Source organism: Stenotrophomonas sp. YJH_SMC_110 (assembly GCF_059369255.1).
Genome location: NZ_JCAFSM010000017.1, coordinates 1 through 16,822, shown reverse-complemented (window position 1 = coordinate 16,822; position 16,822 = coordinate 1). Strand labels below are relative to the sequence as shown.

General features: G+C 66.8%; 18 protein-coding genes. 4 read left to right on the top strand and 14 right to left on the bottom strand.

Translation table 11 applies throughout. The annotated features are described in order from the left end of the window. The 14 genes from AC5P6H_RS19220 to AC5P6H_RS19155 form a co-directional block, all read right to left on the bottom strand. On the bottom strand, positions 1–354 hold a 354-nt coding region (locus AC5P6H_RS19220; RefSeq protein WP_495202977.1), incomplete at its 3' end, for a flagellin N-terminal helical domain-containing protein. Positions 355–426: 72 nt separating this feature from the next. Then, on the bottom strand, positions 427–1,644 hold the full coding sequence (locus AC5P6H_RS19215) for a flagellin (RefSeq protein ID WP_032961916.1): 1,218 nt from the start codon (positions 1,642–1,644) through the stop codon (positions 427–429). 399 nt (positions 1,645–2,043) lie between these two features. Then, positions 2,044–3,246, bottom strand: a complete 1,203-nt coding sequence (gene flgL / locus AC5P6H_RS19210) for a flagellar hook-associated protein FlgL (RefSeq protein ID WP_495202976.1) — start codon at positions 3,244–3,246, stop codon at positions 2,044–2,046. Beyond that, the gene (gene flgK, locus AC5P6H_RS19205; protein ID WP_032961912.1) at positions 3,243–5,123 is read right to left on the bottom strand and encodes a flagellar hook-associated protein FlgK; all 1,881 of its coding nucleotides are present in this window, start codon (positions 5,121–5,123) and stop codon (positions 3,243–3,245) included. Before flgK ends, flgL begins: the two co-directional genes overlap by 4 nt. 8 nt (positions 5,124–5,131) lie before the next feature. Further along, entirely contained in the window at positions 5,132–6,331 is a 1,200-nt protein-coding gene (flgJ, locus tag AC5P6H_RS19200) for a flagellar assembly peptidoglycan hydrolase FlgJ (RefSeq protein WP_014647059.1), read from the bottom strand. A gap of 1 nt (position 6,332) precedes the next feature. After that, positions 6,333–7,469: a flagellar basal body P-ring protein FlgI gene (locus AC5P6H_RS19195; protein ID WP_126412115.1), complete on the bottom strand. Its 1,137-nt coding sequence runs from the start codon at positions 7,467–7,469 to the stop codon at positions 6,333–6,335. Between the two features lie 2 nt (positions 7,470–7,471). Continuing rightward, on the bottom strand, positions 7,472–8,164 hold the full coding sequence (flgH, locus tag AC5P6H_RS19190) for a flagellar basal body L-ring protein FlgH (protein WP_014647061.1): 693 nt from the start codon (positions 8,162–8,164) through the stop codon (positions 7,472–7,474). Between the two features lie 22 nt (positions 8,165–8,186). Then, positions 8,187–8,972 carry a flagellar basal-body rod protein FlgG gene (gene flgG, locus AC5P6H_RS19185; protein ID WP_005409571.1) on the bottom strand — a complete coding sequence of 262 codons (786 nt, stop codon included), beginning with the start codon at positions 8,970–8,972 and terminating at the stop codon, positions 8,187–8,189. A 103-nt stretch (positions 8,973–9,075) separates the two neighbouring features. Continuing rightward, positions 9,076–9,825 (bottom strand): flagellar basal body rod protein FlgF, encoded by a 750-nt coding sequence (locus AC5P6H_RS19180; protein WP_032961905.1) that lies wholly within the window; start codon positions 9,823–9,825, stop codon positions 9,076–9,078. Between the two features lie 32 nt (positions 9,826–9,857). Next, on the bottom strand, positions 9,858–11,081 hold the full coding sequence (gene flgE, locus AC5P6H_RS19175) for a flagellar hook protein FlgE (protein ID WP_014647063.1): 1,224 nt from the start codon (positions 11,079–11,081) through the stop codon (positions 9,858–9,860). A 32-nt stretch (positions 11,082–11,113) separates the two neighbouring features. Then, positions 11,114–11,797: a flagellar hook assembly protein FlgD gene (locus AC5P6H_RS19170; RefSeq protein WP_014647064.1), complete on the bottom strand. Its 684-nt coding sequence runs from the start codon at positions 11,795–11,797 to the stop codon at positions 11,114–11,116. 23 nt (positions 11,798–11,820) lie between these two features. Beyond that, positions 11,821–12,228: a flagellar basal body rod protein FlgC gene (flgC, locus tag AC5P6H_RS19165; RefSeq protein ID WP_346601579.1), complete on the bottom strand. Its 408-nt coding sequence runs from the start codon at positions 12,226–12,228 to the stop codon at positions 11,821–11,823. A 3-nt stretch (positions 12,229–12,231) separates the two neighbouring features. Further along, a complete protein-coding gene (flgB, locus tag AC5P6H_RS19160) occupies positions 12,232–12,627 on the bottom strand; it encodes a flagellar basal body rod protein FlgB (RefSeq protein ID WP_005409576.1) in 396 nt (131 codons plus the stop codon). A gap of 151 nt (positions 12,628–12,778) precedes the next feature. Beyond that, the gene (locus tag AC5P6H_RS19155; RefSeq protein ID WP_014037130.1) at positions 12,779–13,723 is read right to left on the bottom strand and encodes a chemotaxis protein; all 945 of its coding nucleotides are present in this window, start codon (positions 13,721–13,723) and stop codon (positions 12,779–12,781) included. Between the two features lie 259 nt (positions 13,724–13,982). On the opposite strand from AC5P6H_RS19155, the gene flgA reads away from it, so the two are divergent. The 4 genes from flgA to AC5P6H_RS19135 all read left to right on the top strand — a co-directional run bounded on the left by flgA (position 13,983) and on the right by AC5P6H_RS19135 (position 16,667). After that, positions 13,983–14,639, top strand: a complete 657-nt coding sequence (gene flgA / locus AC5P6H_RS19150) for a flagellar basal body P-ring formation chaperone FlgA (protein WP_032961903.1) — start codon at positions 13,983–13,985, stop codon at positions 14,637–14,639. 75 nt (positions 14,640–14,714) lie between these two features. Beyond that, positions 14,715–15,020: a flagellar biosynthesis anti-sigma factor FlgM gene (gene flgM / locus AC5P6H_RS19145; RefSeq protein ID WP_014647067.1), complete on the top strand. Its 306-nt coding sequence runs from the start codon at positions 14,715–14,717 to the stop codon at positions 15,018–15,020. Further along, positions 15,017–15,355, top strand: a complete 339-nt coding sequence (locus tag AC5P6H_RS19140) for a FlgN family protein (protein ID WP_014037132.1) — start codon at positions 15,017–15,019, stop codon at positions 15,353–15,355. Before flgM ends, AC5P6H_RS19140 begins: the two co-directional genes overlap by 4 nt. Positions 15,356–15,446: 91 nt before the next feature. After that, complete coding sequence (locus AC5P6H_RS19135; protein WP_014647069.1) at positions 15,447–16,667, top strand: ATP-binding protein; 1,221 nt, start codon at positions 15,447–15,449, stop codon at positions 16,665–16,667. The last annotated feature ends 155 nt before the right edge of the window (positions 16,668–16,822 follow it).

Genomic DNA, 16,822 nt, shown 5'->3' with positions numbered 1-16,822 from the left:
CTGGGTCACTTCGGCCTGCAGCGCCTTGCGGTCGCTGGCCGAGTTGGTGGCGTTGGAGGCCTGCACCGACAGCTCGCGGACGCGCTGCAGGTTGTTGCCGATTTCGGTCAGCGAACCTTCGGCGACCTGGGCCAGCGAGATACCGTCGTTGGCATTGCGGATGGCGACGTCGGTACCGCGGATCTGCGTGCCGAAGCGCTCGGAGATCGCCAGGCCGGCGGCGTCGTCCTTGGCGCTGTTGATGCGCGAACCGGAGGACAGGCGCTGGATGGTGGTAGCCAGCGAGCTGCCGCTGGTGCTCAGGTTACGCTGAGCATTCAACGACATCGTATTGGTGTTGATGACTTGTGCCATGAGGAGAGGTCCTTGAGCGGTTGCACGTGAGTTGGGTTAGACGCCCCCGACGTGCCCCGGGGGCGGCTCATGTCAGCGCTGCAACAGGCTGAGCACGTTCTGCGGTACCTGGTTGGCCTGGGCCAGCATGGCCGTACCGGCCTGCTGCAGGATCTGGGTGCGGGTCAGTTCGGCGGTTTCCTTGGCGAAGTCGGTATCGCGGATGCGGCTGCGCGACGCGGACAGGTTCTCCGAGGAGGTCTGCAGGTTGGCCACCACCGAGGTGAAGCGGTTCTGGATCGCGCCGAGGTCGGCGCGGACGCTGTTGACCGATTCCAGGGCCTTGTCGACGATCGACATCGCCTTCTGTGCGCCTTCGGCGGTAGTGACGTTCAGGTCCTTGACGAAGCTGGCCGCTGCACCGGTCAGGGTGCCGCCGTTGGTGCTGGTCTCGGTCAGGCCCAGGCCGGCGAGGGTCGCGGCGGTGGCGCCGGCCGGCGGAGTCGCCGCGCTGACACCCAGCGCGAAGGTCTGGCCATCCTTGACCGAGGCCAGGCTGACGACGCCGGCATTGACCGAGGCAACCACGCCGGTTTCGCCCAGCTTGTTGTTGATCGCCGCGGCGGTGGCCGAGGTGATCGATTCGCCGGCCTTCACCGTGAAGTCGCTGATGGTGACCGTGGTGGCGGTGCCGCCCGGCGGGGTGACCGAGACCTGCAGGCCGGAGTAGGTGGTGTCGGCCGTCGCCTTGTCCACCGCCAGTGCGGTGCCGGTATAACCGTTGGCGAAGGTGGCCGCGCCCAGCGAATCGGCCTTGGCGTTGACCACGCTGTTGATGGCGATGGCCTGTCCGGCGTTGGCACCCACCTGGAACAGCTGGCTGGTGAAGCTGCCGTCCAGCAGCTTGGTGCCGTTGAAGTCGGCCTGCTTGGCGACGCGGTCGATCTCGCTGACCAGCTGGGTCACTTCAGCCTGCAGGGCCTTGCGGTCGCTGGCCGAGTTGGTGGCATTGGAGGCCTGCACACCCAGTTCGCGGATGCGCTGCAGGTTGTTGCCGACTTCGTTCAGCGAACCCTCGGCGACCTGGGCCAGCGAGATGCCGTCGTTGGCATTGCGGATGGCCACGTCCAGACCGCGGATCTGGGTGGTGAAGCGCTCGCTGATGGCCAGGCCGGCCGCGTCGTCCTTCGCGCTGTTGATGCGCAGGCCGGACGAGAGGCGCTGGATGGTGGTGGCGAGCGAGCTGCCGCTGGTGCTCAGGTTGCGCTGAGCGTTGAGCGACATCGTATTGGTGTTGATTACCTGTGCCATGGGGTCGTCTCCTCTTATATGGAACCCGTTGGTGAATGAAACGAAGCGCCGCCTGTTTTTTTGTGTGGCTGTGTGCTTCGCCGTTGCCAAATGAATAACGGCGCTTTGTCAACAACCTTTAGCCGTGAATTCCGTTGAAGCCAGAATTCGTTGCCTGAAGCTGTTTTCCCGGGGTTTTCAGCCCTGTTGCCAGGGTGGAAGCGGCCCCGGGAGGGGCGGTCGGGCAGGGCCTGACCAGCGCTGATGAAGGTATCGGCGGGGTCGGGCCGGGCTTGATGGAGAATCACGGAAAATCGGTCGGCGACGGCCAGGTAGCCGCGCAGCGGCGGGCAGGCGCGCAAACGAAAAAGGCCGCGATGCAGGGCATCGCGGCCTTTCGGGACTGACTCGGGCGGCGCGTCAGCGCAGCTTGTTGAACAGCGACATCGACTGCATCTGCGAGAAGATCGTCTGCGCCGCCTGCAGCGCGGTGCTCTGCAGCTGGTACTGGCTCAGCGCATCGGCGTAATCCAGGTCGCGCATCTGCGACAGCGTGGTCTTCAGGGTCACGCCATTGGCCTCGCGCATGTCGGCCGCATTGTCCAGCGCCTTCAACTGCGCACCGCCTGCGGCACGCGAATCGATCATCCGCTCGGAAGCGCGCGCCACGTCGCGCAGTGCGCTCTGCAGCTGGTTCTGCTGCGCGGTCATCTGTGCGGTGGTACCGGTGTCGGCACCCAGCGCCGCCACCAGGTTGTCCATGGTGGAGAAGATGTCTCGGCTGCTGGCGGCCTGTACGTTGAAGCTGTCACCCGCCGCCGGTGCGCCGGTGATGCGCAGGCGCACACCGTTCACTTCCAGATCGTCGCCGGCCTTGTAGGTGCCGGCTCCGGTCACGTTGCCCGCACCATCCACCACCTCGTACTGGTTGCCAGTGGTGAAGCGCACGCTGAAGCCCTGGCCGTTCCAGCTGTCGCTGCCGTCGCGGGTGATGTTGGTCAGCACGCCGTTGCCGGTGTTGCCGGCCGCGGCGCTGCCGTCGACGAAGCCATCGCCGGTGGGAATGCGCATGAAGATCTCGCTGCCGGGCAGCGCGTCCTTCACGTAGGTATCCGGACCGACTTCGACCTGGCGCTGGGTCTGGTCGCCACGGTAGACCACTTTGCCGTTGATCTTGGCAAACGGCGGGTCGCCGTCGTTGGTGCCACCGAACACGTAGCGGCCGGTGCCATCATCGGCGTTGGCCAGCGACAGCAGGCCGTCGCGGATCTGGTTGACCTCGGTGATCAGCGTCTTCTTGTCCGCCGCGCTCAGCGCCGGATTGCTGGCCTGGATGGTCAGATCGTTGACGCGTGCCATCAGGTCGTTGACCTGTGCCAGGGTGTTTTCCTGCACGCCCAGGCGGTTCTGCACGTTGCCGGCATTGAGCTTCATGCGGTCCAGTGCAGCCAGGCTGCGGTCAAGGCCGACCGCGGTGCCGGCGGCAACCGGATCGTCCTTGGCGCTGACGATCTTGCTGCCGGTGGCGATCTGCTGCTCCAGATGGCTGAGCTTGGCCTGCTTGGCCATCATCAGCGACACCGACTGGTTGAACATCATGCTGGTGGAGATGCGGCTGCTCATCGGCGGACGGCTCCCAGGATGGTCTGGAACATGCTGTCGGCGGTCGAGATCAGCTGCGAGGCGGCCTGGTAGGCCTGCTGCAGGCGCAGCATGTCCGCCGCTTCCTCGTCCAGGTTCACGCCGGAGACTTCGTCGCGGGCTTCCTGCGCCTTGTCATTGATCACCAGCTGCGCGTCGAGCGAGTACTCGGCCGAGCGGGCGGCGGCGCCGACCTGGGTGGTCAGGCCACCCAGTGCACCGTTCAGTGTCACCGTTCCGGCGTTGAACGCCTTCGCGCTTTCCACCTTGGCCAGCTTCGACGCGTTGCTGTTGTCCGACGAACCGGCCGGGGTCGGGGTGATGTTGAAGGTATCGCCCACCTTCGGTGCACCGTCCAGCACGAAGCTCCAGCCGTTGGCGCTGATGGTCTGGCCGGGCGTGTAGGTCTGCGGCGGCCCACCGTCGATGGTGTAGGTGGTGGCCGAGGTGAACACGATCGCCGACGGATTGCGCAGGTTGGCGTTGGTCGAATCGGTGACGGTGACACCGCTCAGCTTGCCGGTACCGGTGTTGGCGGTGGCGGCCGCGCCCTTCACCGCTGCAGCGGCGGCGATGCGCGACGGATCGGTGATTGCCACTTCCATGCTGCCGGCCACGCCCGCGGTCGGCTGCAGCAGGAAGCGGTCATTTGCAGCCGGCGTACCGCCGACGACCAGCTTGACGCCGTTGATCACCAGCGGATCGGCGGCGGTGCCGGTGCCGGTCAGCGGGATGCTGGCGCCGGTGTCGGCGCGGCTGGCCTTCCAGTTGGTGCCATCGAACTGCAGCACCACGTTCTGCGCGTCCAGCTTGCCCAGGTCGCCGTAGGTTGCGCTGAGGCTGGCGGTGCCGGTATTGCTGTTGTTGCCGGTGACGCGCGGGTTGCCGATGGTGAAGAAGTCCCCGCCCAGCTGGCCATACAGGTCCACGCCCTGGTGGTGCGCCTGGTTGAAGCTCTCGGCCAGGCCCACCGCCAGCTTGCCCAGTTCAGCCTGGGCAGGGGTCAGCACGGTGTCGCGGAATTCCAGCAGGCCACCGATCTGGCCGCCGACCGCCTTCGGGTCGAGGCGGATGGTGTTGCCCTGGGTCTCCAGCGCCAACTGCAGGCGCTCGGGCTGGTACGGGTCGGCCACGGTGGTGACCTTGGTCGCCGTGGTACCCACCACCAGCGCGTTGCCGCCGGCGGTGTAGACATTCATGATGCCGCCGTCCTGGATCACCGCCGTGCCACCGGTGTAGCCGATCAGCTGGGTGATCAGCTGGTCGCGGCGGTCGAGCAGATCGGGTGCGGCAGAGGCGATGTTGGTGCCGATGGCGCCGTTGATCTGCGCGATTTCCTGCGCCAGGCGGTTGACCTCGGTGGCACCGGCCAGCAGGCCGTTGTTGACCTCGCTGTTGAGGTTGTTCAAGTGCGTGTTGAGCTGCACAAAGCGGTTGGCCAACGCCTTGCCGCCGTCGAGCATGTTCTGGCGGTCGGCGGTGCCGGCCGCGTTGGACGACAGGCCACTGACCGAATCGAAGAAGTTCGACCAGACGCCGGCCACATTGGTGGCCGCATCGGAGAACAGCGCGTTGACCCGGTCGGCCATGCCCGAAAGCTGTTTCAGGCGCGCCAGTTCACCGCTGCTGTCGAGCAGGCGCGAGATCGCCAGCTGGTCGGCCGTGCGGCGGATGTCAGTGATCCGGGTGCCGTTGCCGACCGTGCCATAGCCGTAGTTCTGCGGGTCGGCGGTAGCGAAGTTGACCTTCTGCCGGCTGTAGCCGGGCGTATTGAGGTTGGCCACGTTGTGGCTGGTGGTCGCCAACGCACGCTGGAAGGCGAGCAGGGCACCGGTACCGGTGGAAAGTACGCTGGACATGGGGTTCCTCAACGACGGGTGATACCCAGCGCCGCGGTCGCGGTGCTGGCGAAGGTCTGGCCAAGGCGCGCGCCGGCGTCGGTCACGGCCGCTACGGCACGCTCGATGGTCGGGCCGCCGGCGATCGCGGCGATCTTGGCCGCATAGCGCGGGTCGGTGGCATAGCCGGCGCGCTGCAGGCCACGGGCGAAGCCCTGCACGTCGGTGCCGGCCTGCAGGGCCTGCTGGTAGCGCGGGCTGGTCTTCAGCAGGCGCACGTAGTCGGCGAAGCTTTCGGCCGGCGAGCTGTAGGCGCGGAAGCTGGCGGTTTCGTTGCGGCGTACGCCATCCACGTATTCGTGGGTGCCGGCTTCAACGCGCTGGCCGCTCCAGCCGGTGGCCTTGATGCCGAACAGATTGTGCGAGGTACTGCCGTCGGACTGGCGGATGTGGCGCTTGCCCCAGCCGGTTTCCAACGCGGCCTGGGCGACCAGCGCACGGGCATCCACGCCCAGTTCCCTGGCCGCGCTCTGCGCGTGCTGCCAGATGCTGGCGACGAAACCTTCCGGCGTGTGCGGCCCCAGCTGGGCCACGGCGGTGCGGGTAGCCATCGCATCGGCCTGGCTCATGGCCGTACCGCGGTTGCTGGCCGTCGCCGACCACTGGTCGTTGTTGGTGGACCAGTCCTCGCCCTGCAGGTTGCCGATGTACGGATCCTCGGTGCCCAGCGAGCGGTGCAGGCTGCTGCTTTCGCGACCGGCGATCAGGTCCAGTGCCTGTTCCATCGGTGCCAGCGCGGCCTGCGCGCCGTGCTGTGCGCCGGCCGCCATCTGCTGCAGCATGCGCACGGCCTGGCTGCCATCTTCCAACGGCAGCGACGGTGCCGGCTTGTCCGGCGCGTTGAGCTGGTAGGCGCGGCTGGCCTTGGCCGGATCCACGCGGGTATCCAGCGCGGGGCCGTCGGCGGCCTGGCCGGACAGCTGGCGGCTGATCATGCCGGACAGGCCCAGCCCCTTGCCGCGGGTCATCGCCTCGGCGATCTTCTGGTCGTACATGTCGCGGAACATCTTGTTCTCGCCGGGAAACAGCGAGTCGCCGAAACTGGCATCACGCATGCTCTTGACCAGCATCTGTGCGAACTGGCCTTCCAGCTGGCGTGCGACCTTGTCGATCTTCGCCGGGTCGTTCTGCTGCGCCGGGTGCAGGTCGAATGCGGGATTGATGCGCATGTCAGATCACCTCGAGCTCGGCACTCAATGCGCCGGCCTGCTTCAGGGCTTCCAGGATCGCGATCAGGTCGCCCGGCGCCGCGCCCACGGCGTTCACCGCGTGCACGATCTCGTCCAGGGTGGTGCCGCCGCTGAACTTGAACATGCGGCTGCCGTCGTTGGTGGCGGTGATGGTCGACTGTGGGCTGGCCACGGTACGGCCACCGGACAGGGCATTGGGTTGGCTGACGTTGGTGTTCTCCTGGATCGTCACCGTCAGCGAACCATGCGAGATCGCGGCAGGGCCGACCCGCACCTGCTGGCCGATGACCACCGTGCCGGTGCGGGAATTGACCACGACCTTGGCCGGGGCGCTGCCCGGGGTCAGCTCCAGGTTCTCGATGCGGGCCAGCAGGCCGATGCGTGCGCCCGGATCGGTCGGCGCAGTCACGGCCACGGTCACGCCGTCGACCGCACGCGCGGCGCCTTCGCCGAACGCGTTGTTGAGTGCGGCGACCATGCGCGAAACGGTGGTGAAATCGTTGTTGTGCAGGTTCAGCGTGATGTCGCCGCCATTGGCCAGCGGGTCGGGCAGGGCACGCTCGACCGTGGCGCCATTGGGAATGCGGCCCACGCTCGGTACGTTCACCGAAACCCGCGAACCATCCTTGCCCTGCGCACCAAAGCCGCCGACGATCAGGTTGCCCTGCGCGATCGCATAGATCTGGCCGTCGGCGCCGCGCAGCGGGGCCATCAGCAGCGAGCCGCCGCGCAGCGAGACGGCGTTGCCGATCGACGACACGGTGATGTCGATCGGCTGGCCCGGCTTGGCGAACGGCGGCAGCTCGGCATGGATCGCGACGGCCGCAACATTCTTCAGCTGCGGATTGACGTTGGCCGGTACGTTCACGCCCAGCTCGCCGAGCAGGTTCTTCAGGCTCTGCACGGTGAAGGGCGCCTGGCTGGTGCGGTCGCCGCTGCCATCCAGGCCGACCACCAGGCCGTAGCCCACCAGGGCGTTACCACGCACGCCGCCGACCTGGGCCAGGTCCTTGATGCGCTCGGCGCTGGCCGGGGCTGCCACGACCAGCAGCATCAGCGCGACGAACGACGCCACGCGGCGATGCCAGGAAGAAGAGGGGAGGAGTTTCATGGCCATACTCAGAACGGCGTCAGGCCGGAATTGAAGAAGCGGCTCAGCCAGCCCATCGCGTTGGACTGCGCGACCGGGCCGCGGCCGCCGTAGACGATGCGGGCTTCGGCCACGCGGCTGGAAGGAATGGTGTTGTCCTGGCTGATGTCGCCCGGGCGCACGATGCCCTGCACCTGTACCAGTTCATCACCCTGGTTCAGCCGCAGGTTCTTCTGCCCCTGTACCACCAGGTTGCCATTGGGCAGGCGCTGGATCACCGTGACGGTGACACTGCCCTGCAGGCGGTTGCTCTGCGCGCTGTTGCCCTTGCCGGTGAAGTCACGCGCGCCCTTGGCCGTCGCACTGAGGATGTCCTTGCCGCCCAGGGTGACCGGCGCACCGAGGATGGACGGCGTGCCCAGGCTCAGGTTGGATTCCTTGTTGGTGGCCGTGTTGGCGCTGGTCTGCGCGGTGGTGTTTTCCAGCAGGGTGATGGTCAGCAGGTCGCCGACATCGCGTGCGCGGCGGTCCGAGTACAGCTGCAGGGTCGGGCCGGCAGCGTAGATCGCACCGGCGGTCGGCGCGGCCTGCGGCGGCATGATCGGCTGGATCGGTGCCATCGCCGCGTAGGGGCGCACGTCGCCGGCGATCACGCAGCCACCGAGCAGGGCGACCACGGCGCAGGCGAGGGCAGTGCGGGTGAATCTGGAAATGGGCGACATGGCGGTTTCCCGGTTGGGCCGGTCAGAGCTTGTTGTTGAGATAGCCGAGCATCGAATCGGTGGTGGAGATTGCCTTGGCGTTCATTTCGTAGGCGCGCTGGGTTTCGATCATCGACACCAGCTCTTCGACCACATTGACGTTGCTGCCTTCCAGCGCGCCCTGCACCACGGTGCCGAGGCCGTTGAGCCCGGGATTGCCGTTCTGTGCCGGACCGGAAGCGGTGGTTTCCAGGAACAGGTTCTCGCCGCGTGCCTGCAGGCCGGCCGGATTGACGAAGTCGGTCAGGGTCAGCGCACCCACTTCCACTGACGCCGCGCCGTCGGCCATCTTCACGCTGATGGTGCCGTCGGTACCGATGGTCACCGACTGTGCGCCCTCGGGAATCTGGATGCCGGGCTGCACCGGGTAGCCGCTGTTGGTGACCAGCTCGCTGTCCTGGTTGATCTTGAACGAGCCATCACGGGTGTAGGCCGAGCTGCCGTCGGGCATCTGCACTTCGAAGAAGCCGCGGCCGTTGACCATCACGTCCAGCGCACGGCCGGTCTGCTGCTGGCCACCCTGCTCGAAATTCTTGGCGGTGGCGACCACGCGTACACCGGTACCCAGCTGCAGGCCGGTCGGCAGCTGGGTCTGCGCCGACGAAGAGCCGCCGGGCTGGCGTACCTGCTGGTACAGCAGGTCCTCGAAGCTGGCACGGTCCTGCTTGAAGCCGGTGGTGTTGGTGTTGGCGAGGTTGTTGGAAACCACCGACATGCGCATCTGCTGCGCATCCAGTCCGGTTTTCGCGATCCACAATGCCTGGTTCATCTTCGGTGTCCTGTCTGGGTAAAGCCGGCCGCGCGATGCGGCCCCTGGTAACGGGTGTGCAAGCGGTGTGCCAGCGCCGCGCCCGGGCGGCGCCGGAATTCCGTCAGCTGCCCAGGCGCAGCAGGCTGTTGGCACTGCGCGCGTTGTCGTCGCCGTGCTTGATCACCTGCACCTGCATTTCGTACTGGCGCTGCAGCTGGATCATCTGCACCAGTGCACCGGCGGCATCGACGTTGCTGCCTTCCAGCTGGCCGCTGTGCACGGCCGTGCCCTGTGCCGGTGCGAACGGCTGCAGTGGGTCGGTGTTGCGGAACAGGCCATCCAGGCCACGCTCGAGGCGCTCGTCCGGCGCCTGTACCACCTTGATCCGGCCGATCTGCGCCATGGTCTGCGGGCCTTCGCCCTGCGGGATGATCGAGAGCGTGCCGTCGGCACCGATTTCCATCGCCTGGTAGGGCGGAATGGCGATCGGGTTGTTGTTGTCATCCAGTACCGGACGGCCGCTGGAGGTCACCAGCTGGCCGTTCGGGGTGACCGACAATGCAGCGCCGCGCGTGTACGCCTCACTGCCGTCGCTGGACTGCACGGCCAGCCAGGTGCCGGTCTGCAGGGACAGATCCAGCGGCTTGCCGGTGATGTGCTGCGAGCCGGGCGTACGGTTGAAGCCGGCGTCGACGTGCAGCGCATCCACCCGCGAGGCAAAGCCCGGGCCCTTGATCGGGAACGCTTCGGTGTTGGCCAGCGCTTCCTTGAAGCCAGGGGTGTCCGAGTTGGCGAGGTTGTGGCTGAGCGTTCCCTGCGCCTGCAGGGAGGCGCGGGCACCGGTCATCGCCACGTAAAGAGCTTTATCCATGCGGGGAGTTCCGTGACAGGGTCAGCAGCTCATCAACGGATGTTGATGACGGTCTGGGTGATCTGGTCCTGCGTGGTGATCATCTGCGCGTTGGCCTGGAAGTTGCGCTGCGCGGTGATCATGTTGACCAGTTGCTCGGTGAGATCGACGGTGGATGCTTCCAGCGAGCCGGCCTGGATCTTGCCGAGGTTGGAGGTGTCCGGCATGCCGGTGCGCGGCGTGCCCGATTCGAAGGTCTCCACCCACAGGTTGTTGCCCTTCGATTCCAGGCCCTGCGTGTTGTTGAAGGTGGTCAGGGCGACCTGGCCCAGCGGCTTGTCGTCGCCGTTGGAATAGCGGGCGTAAACCACGCCGGATTCGGACACGGTCACTTCGTTGAGCTTGCCGGCGGCATAGCCGTCCTGCTGGGTATTGCGCAGGGCGAACTTCTCGCCGTACTGGGTGGAGCCGCTGATGTCCAGCGTCATGTTCAACTGGCCGGCACCGGTGGTCGGGGTGAAGGTGCCGAGGCTGACCTTGCCGTTGGCCGGTGCGACCAGCTTGCCGCTGTTGTCGAAGGTGACCGGGGTCGGTGCGCCGGCCGGCTGGCCATCGACGTAATTGCGCACGGTCCATTCGTTGGGGTTGGCGCCCTTGACGAAGTACGAGACCTGGATGTGGCTCACGCCCAGCGAGTCGTACACGGTGATGCCACCGCTGGAGTGGTTGTAGCTGTTCGAATCGGCCGGGTCGAAGGTCGCCACCGTCGGCTGCTTGGCGTTGGCCGGCAGGGTGAAGCCAACCTTCACTTCGCTGGTCTGCTTCGGCGGGCTGTCGGTGGTCAGCAGCTGCAGGTCGACCAGGCGGCCGGCATCAAAGTTGGTGCCATCGGCATTCGGCGCGAACACCTGCAGGCGCGCACCCTGCGGGTTGACCACGTAGCCGGCCGAATCGGTCTGGAAGTTGCCGGCACGCGAGTACACGCGCGAACCATTCATGTTCATGGTGAAGAAGCCTTCACCGGAAATGGCCATGTCCAGGCTGCGCCCGGTCTGCTCGTTGTGGCCCTGGATGAACTGCTGGGCGACGTTGGAAACGCGCACGCCCGAGCCGGTCTGGTTCTTCGACAGGCCGTAGCTGGTCGAAGCGAACAGGTCGGCGAACTCCGCGCGCGACTGCTTGAAGCCGGTAGTGTTGACGTTGGCGACGTTGTTGGCGGTGACGCTCAGGTCGGTGTTGGCGGCGTTGATGCCGGACAGCGAGACATTGAAGCCCATGGGATGCTCCTGGTTGATGCGGAAGGTGCGGCTCAGCTGACGCGGAGCACGTAGTCGATCGGGGCCGTGCCCAGGCCCTTGAGGTTCAGGTACAGGCCGTCGGAACCAACGGTCACGCTCTCCACCGGCGCCTGTACGTAGGTGGACAGCTTGGTGCTCTTGCCGGCGGTGTCGACATGGTTGGCGACGATGGAGTACTTGCCCGGCTCCATGCGCTTGCCGTTGGCATCCTTGCCGTCCCACTGGAAGGCGGTTTCGCCGGCAGCCTTGGCTTCCACGCTCAGCGAGGTGACCTTGGCGCCGTTGGCGTCGGTGATGTCCACGGTGATGATGCCGGCCGACGGTGCAGCCACCGTGCCTTCGACATTGCCTTCCTTCTCCAGCACCAGCTTTTCCGACGGCACCAGCACCTGGTGGCCGACCAGCGCAGCGCCACGCAGCACCTGGTCGCTGGCCATCGACTCCTGGAAGCCCTTCACCGTCTTGTTCAGATCGGTGATGCCCTGCACGGTGGACATCTGCGCCATCTGCGCGACCATCTGCGTGTTGTCCATCGGCTTCAGCGGATCCTGGTGCTGCAGCTGCTCGGTCATCAGGCGCAGGAAGTCGGCCTGGTCCAGCGTGTTCTTCTTTTTCGTGGCGTTGCTGTTGGGGGCGTTCAGGCCCAGCGCGGAATAGACGTCCTGGCTGGTCTGGTTGTTGACGGCGGTGGTCATGGCGGTATCCGGTGCTGCGGGCCTCAGCGGCCCATGGTCAGGGTGGCCAAGGCCAGTTCCTTGGCGGTGGTCAACATCTCCACGCCGGCCTGGTAATTGCGCGAGGTCGAGATCAGGTTGACCATCTGCGCCACCGGATCGACATCGGGCTGGTAGACGTAGCCATCGGCGTCGGCCAGCGGGTGGCCCGGCTCGTAGCGCTTGATCGGCGCGGCCTCGCTCTGGGTGATCTCCTTCACCTTCACCGAGGTGATGTTGGGATCGTTCTTGCTGGTGACGGCCTGGAAGATCGGTTCCAGCGGCTTGTACACGGCGTCGGCGGAACCGGCGACGGTGTCGGCATTGGAGAGGTTGGAGGCGATGGTGCTCATGCGCACCGACTGCGCCTGCAGCGCGGAGCCGGCGATGTCGAAGATCGGCAGGTTGCTCATGGCTTATTGCCCCGTGATCGCGGTCAGCATGGAACGCACCTTGCTCTCGACGAAGCTGAGCGAGGCGCGGTATTCCAGTGCGGCGCGGCCATAGGCGGCACGCTCGGCATCGGGGTCGACGGTGTTGCCGTCCAGGCTGGGCTGCACGCCTTCGCGCGCGATCTGGAACGGGTTCAGGCCACTACTGATCTCGTAGTGCTGCTCATGGGTGGTGGCCATCAGGCCATTGGCATCCTGCCCCTGGGCGTGGCGCAGGGCGGCATCGAAGTCCAGGTCCTGGGCCTTGTAGCCGGGAGTGTCGGCATTGCCGAGGTTGCTGGCGATCAGCTTCATCCGCTGTTCGCGCAACGGCATGGCCTGGGCGTGGACGCCCAGGTAGTCGGTAATCAGGTTGCGCACGGTGCACTCCCACGGGAACGTTGCCCGGGAAGCTGCAAGGGGTGTGCCAAATGGAGAGGGGGTCAGATCCCCGCAGGGGCTCTGACCCCGTGGTTGACGCGTTGCGATGCGGGGTCGGAGCCCGTTCCGGGATCCGACCCCTCGGCGGGCCTTACGCCGCCAGCGCCACCTTGCGCAGGCGGTCCAGCACGAAGTCGGCCAGCTCGTGCGGCGAGTACTTGGCGACGAACGCATTGGCGCCGACGCGCTCGACCATGGCGTTGTTGAAGACGCCCGACAGTGAGGTGTGCAGCAGCACGTACAGGCCGGCCAGGCCCGGGTGGCGCCGGATTTCCGTCGTCAGCGTGTAGCCATCCATGGCCGGCATCTCGATGTCCGAGATGACCATGGCATAGCGCTCGGCCGGGTTTTCCCCCGAGGCGTGGACCTGCAGCAGGTGGTCCAGCGCCTGCTTGCCGTCGGAAAGCAGGGTGGCACCCACGCCCAGCTGGTCCAGCACGCTGCGGATCTGCTGGCGGGCCACGCGCGAGTCGTCCACCACCAGCACCTGCAGCTGCGGGCCGTCGGCGGGCATGGCCATTGCCGGGTCGAGTACCGCTTCTCCGCGCACCTGGGCGATATCGGCCAGCACGCTCTCAACGTCGATCACCTGGATCAGCTCGCCCTGGAAGCGGGTCACCGCGGTCAGGTAGCTCGACTCGGCGCCCAGCTCCGGTGGCGGGTGGATGTCTTCCACCGCGATGTTGACGATGCGTTCGACGCCACTGACCAGGAAGCCCTGGATCGAGCGGTTGAATTCGGTGACGACCAGGTAGCCCGGCGAGGTGTCCGCGTCCGGTTCGCGCTCGGGGTGGCCGATCGCCAGGCCCAGGTCCAGTACCGGCACCGAGCGGCCGCGCACGTCGGCCACGCCGGAGAACTGGCTGGGCAGGCCGGGCACCTGGAACAGCTCCGGGCGGCGCAGGACTTCCTGCACCTTGAAGACATTGACGCCAAAAAGCTGACGTCCGCCGAGGCGGAACAGCAGCAGCGCCAGGCGGTTGTGGCCGGCCAGTCGGGTCCGCTGGTCGATCCGGTTGAGCAGGTCATGGGACATGGCTGCTGTATCGGCGTGGTGGGGGCGGAACTTGAGGGCGCTCTGCCGCCCGCGCGGCCCGCACCGCGTTTGTAGAGTCGACTGTCAGTCGACTGCTCTTCGATCCGATCACGGGAAACCCCGCGCTTCGCGCGAAAGTCGACTGGCAGTCGACTCTACCCATCCGGTCGAATCCCCATCCCGGATCCGATCAACGGGACCCGGTCTCTGGCACACCCCTTGCACGCTGCTGGGCCAGATCCCATCGACAGGAGGCGCCATGCGCCGGGTCACATCGCTGTTCGCCATCGCGCTCGCCCTGGCCGCGCCGTGGGCGGGCGCCACGGACTGGCAGCCGGTGGCCAGCATCCGCACTGCGGCGCTGTCGACGCTGCCTGCCGGCAGTGAAGGCGAGGCGCAGGTGGCCGATGCGCTGCGCCTGCCGAAATGCGGCAGCGCGTTGCAGGTGCAGCCCACCGCCAACACCACGGTGGAGGTGAGCTGTCCCGATGCGGGCGGCTGGCGCCTGTTCGTGCCGGTGAAGGTGCGGCGCAATCAGACCGTGCTGGTGCTCAACCGCGGAATCGGCACTGGAGAAACCCTCACGGCCGCCGATATCACCACTGCCCAGCGTGACGCTGCCCGGATTGCCGGCGCGGTGCTGTCCGATCCCAATGCAGCGATCGGCCGCATCGCCCGCCGTCCGTTGCAGGCCGGAGCCCTGCTGTCGAACAACGATCTGGTGGTCCAGCGTCTCATCAAGCGAGGAGACAATGTAGCCCTGGTGTCGCGTCGCGGCTCGGTCGAGGTGCGCATTGCCGGCCGTGCGATGGGTGATGCCGGTGAGAACGAGCGGGTCTCGGTCGAGAACCTGTCCTCGCGGCGGATCGTGCAGGGCACGGTCGACGCCGCAGGTGACGTAATCGTGGCGCGTTGATTTACCGCAAAATATCCCTAAAGATCACGGCCCTGCGGCCGTTATCCCTTGTGAACGGCAACTCCAGGACACCCCATGAGCCAGAAAATCGACGGCAACCTGCAGGTCCCCCAGGCACTGCGCAGCGTGACGACCCCGGCCAGCAAGCCCGGCGTCAGCACCGATGCGGCGGCGCGCCCGGTCGAGGCGGCCGACAGCCTGCGCCTGACCGGCGAGGCCACCAATCTGCAGGCCATCGAGCGTGAGCTGACCACCGCCCCGGCGATCGACGCCCAGCGCGTGGCGGCCGTGCGCGAGTCACTGCAGAACGGCACCTACAAGATCAATCCGGACGCGATCGCATCGCGCATGCTCGATCTGGACCAGCAGCTGCACGGATGACTGCGGCGATGAGCGAGCCGCTGCAGCGCCTCGCCCAGGCCCTGGACGTTGAGCGCCAGGCCCTGGTCGAGCACGACGTGCACGCCCTGATCCGGGCCACCGGCGCCAAGCTGGAAGCGCTGCGTGCGCTGGAAGGCGCGCCGCCGGTGGGCGAGGGCGAACAGCTGCAGGAACTGGCCGAGCGCAACCGCGCCAACGGCGTGCTGCTGTCGCGCCGTCGCCGCGAGGTGAACTGGGCGCTGCGCCAGCTCGGCCGTACCGAAGATGCCTCGGCCTACGATGCCAAGGGCCAGTCGCACACGGTCAGCATCGGCCGGCCACTCGCCGTCGCCTGACGCGACGGCGGTCGCACACCCCCTCCCGGTGGGCTGAAGCCCGCTGCATGACCGCGTATATTGGGCGCCTGTTCGAACGCCCCGAGTCGCCGTGTCCGCTGCCAACGCCCTGGTTACCGCCCCCCTTCCGCCGCAGCCGGTGCTGCAGGCCCTGCTTGAGCGCCTGCGCGAAGGCCTGCTGCTGTTCACTGAAGACGGGCAGGTGGCCCTGGCCAACCCGGCCGCGCAGAACCTGCTGGCCAGTGGCTCGGACGGCGGATTGCCGCCGCCGCAGCGGCTGCGCGAGCTGCTCCCCCCTGATGCACTGGAGCAGGCCCGCCAGCATGGCCACTGGAATGGCAGCCTGCCGCTGGGCGAGGGCGTGGTCATCGCCCACCTGTACCACCATGGTCCGGTCGGCGAAGGGCATTTCCTTGCGTTGTTCCGCCACATCGAAGGGCAGGAAGACTACGAGCGCGAACTGCAGCAGCGCCACGCCGAGCTGCGCCAGGCCTACCTGCGCCTCAATGGCACCCAGGAAAAGCTGCTGCAGTCGGAGAAGATGGCCTCGATCGGCCAGCTCGCCGCCGGCGTCGCGCACGAGATCAACAACCCGATCGGTTACGTGCACTCCAACCTGGGCAGCCTGCAGGAGTACCTGCGCAGCCTGTTCACCGTGATCGAAGCCTACGAGCGCGCCCTGCGCGCGCCGGACCCGAAGGCACTGATTCCGGAAATCGATGACATCCGTGACCGCCTGGACATCGACTTCATCAGCCGCGACCTGCCGCAGCTGATGGCGGAATCGCGCGAAGGCATCGAGCGCGTTACCCGCATCGTGCGCGACCTGAAGGACTTCTCGTATTCCGGTCGCGACGAATCGTGGAAGCTGGTCGACCTGCACGCGGGCCTGGAATCGACCATCAACATCATCTGGAACGAACTCAAGTACAAGGTCACCCTGGTACGCGAATTCGGCCAGTTGCCGCTGGTGGAGTGCCTGCCGTCGGAGTTGAACCAGGTCTACATGAACCTGCTGCTCAACGCTGGCCATGCCATCGCCGAGCGCGGCACGATCACCGTGCGCACCGGCGTTGATGGCGATCACGTTTGGGTTGAATTCGAAGACACCGGCGGCGGCATCTCGCCGGAACTGCGCCAGCGCATTTTCGATCCGTTCTTCACCACCAAGCCGGTCGGCAGTGGCACCGGTCTGGGCCTGTCGATCTCCTACAGCATCATCAACAAGCATCACGGCCGCATCGACCTGGACAGCACCCCGGGCGTGGGCTCGCGCTTCCGCGTGGTGCTGCCGGTGAAGCAGCCGCGCTGACCGCTTCCGAAGTGGAACCGGACACCCAGAGCAGCCGGCCAGCGGCCGGCTCTACCGGGGCCTATCGATGGTAGTGCCGGCCGCTGGCCGGCAACCTCATTGAAACCGGACACCCAGAGCAGCCGGCCAGCGGCCGGCTCTACCGGGGCCTATCG

Excerpts from the sequence above, each read along its gene's own strand:
- flgK (WP_032961912.1), bottom strand. The coding sequence starts at position 5,123 with ATGTCCAGCGTACTTTCCACCGGTACCGGTGCCCTGCTCGCCTTCCAG.
- flgL (WP_495202976.1), bottom strand. The coding sequence starts at position 3,246 with ATGAGCAGCCGCATCTCCACCAGCATGATGTTCAACCAGTCGGTGTCG.
- flgH (WP_014647061.1), bottom strand. The coding sequence starts at position 8,164 with ATGTCGCCCATTTCCAGATTCACCCGCACTGCCCTCGCCTGCGCCGTG.
- AC5P6H_RS19155 (WP_014037130.1), bottom strand. The coding sequence starts at position 13,723 with ATGTCCCATGACCTGCTCAACCGGATCGACCAGCGGACCCGACTGGCC.
- flgM (WP_014647067.1), top strand. The coding sequence starts at position 14,715 with ATGAGCCAGAAAATCGACGGCAACCTGCAGGTCCCCCAGGCACTGCGC.
- flgE (WP_014647063.1), bottom strand. The coding sequence starts at position 11,081 with ATGGGCTTCAATGTCTCGCTGTCCGGCATCAACGCCGCCAACACCGAC.
- AC5P6H_RS19195 (WP_126412115.1), bottom strand. The coding sequence starts at position 7,469 with ATGGCCATGAAACTCCTCCCCTCTTCTTCCTGGCATCGCCGCGTGGCG.
- AC5P6H_RS19180 (WP_032961905.1), bottom strand. The coding sequence starts at position 9,825 with ATGGATAAAGCTCTTTACGTGGCGATGACCGGTGCCCGCGCCTCCCTG.
- flgG (WP_005409571.1), bottom strand. The coding sequence starts at position 8,972 with ATGAACCAGGCATTGTGGATCGCGAAAACCGGACTGGATGCGCAGCAG.
- AC5P6H_RS19140 (WP_014037132.1), top strand. The coding sequence starts at position 15,017 with ATGACTGCGGCGATGAGCGAGCCGCTGCAGCGCCTCGCCCAGGCCCTG.
- flgC (WP_346601579.1), bottom strand. The coding sequence starts at position 12,228 with ATGAGCAACCTGCCGATCTTCGACATCGCCGGCTCCGCGCTGCAGGCG.
- flgA (WP_032961903.1), top strand. The coding sequence starts at position 13,983 with ATGCGCCGGGTCACATCGCTGTTCGCCATCGCGCTCGCCCTGGCCGCG.
- AC5P6H_RS19215 (WP_032961916.1), bottom strand. The coding sequence starts at position 1,644 with ATGGCACAGGTAATCAACACCAATACGATGTCGCTCAACGCTCAGCGC.
- flgJ (WP_014647059.1), bottom strand. The coding sequence starts at position 6,331 with ATGCGCATCAATCCCGCATTCGACCTGCACCCGGCGCAGCAGAACGAC.
- AC5P6H_RS19170 (WP_014647064.1), bottom strand. The coding sequence starts at position 11,797 with ATGACCACCGCCGTCAACAACCAGACCAGCCAGGACGTCTATTCCGCG.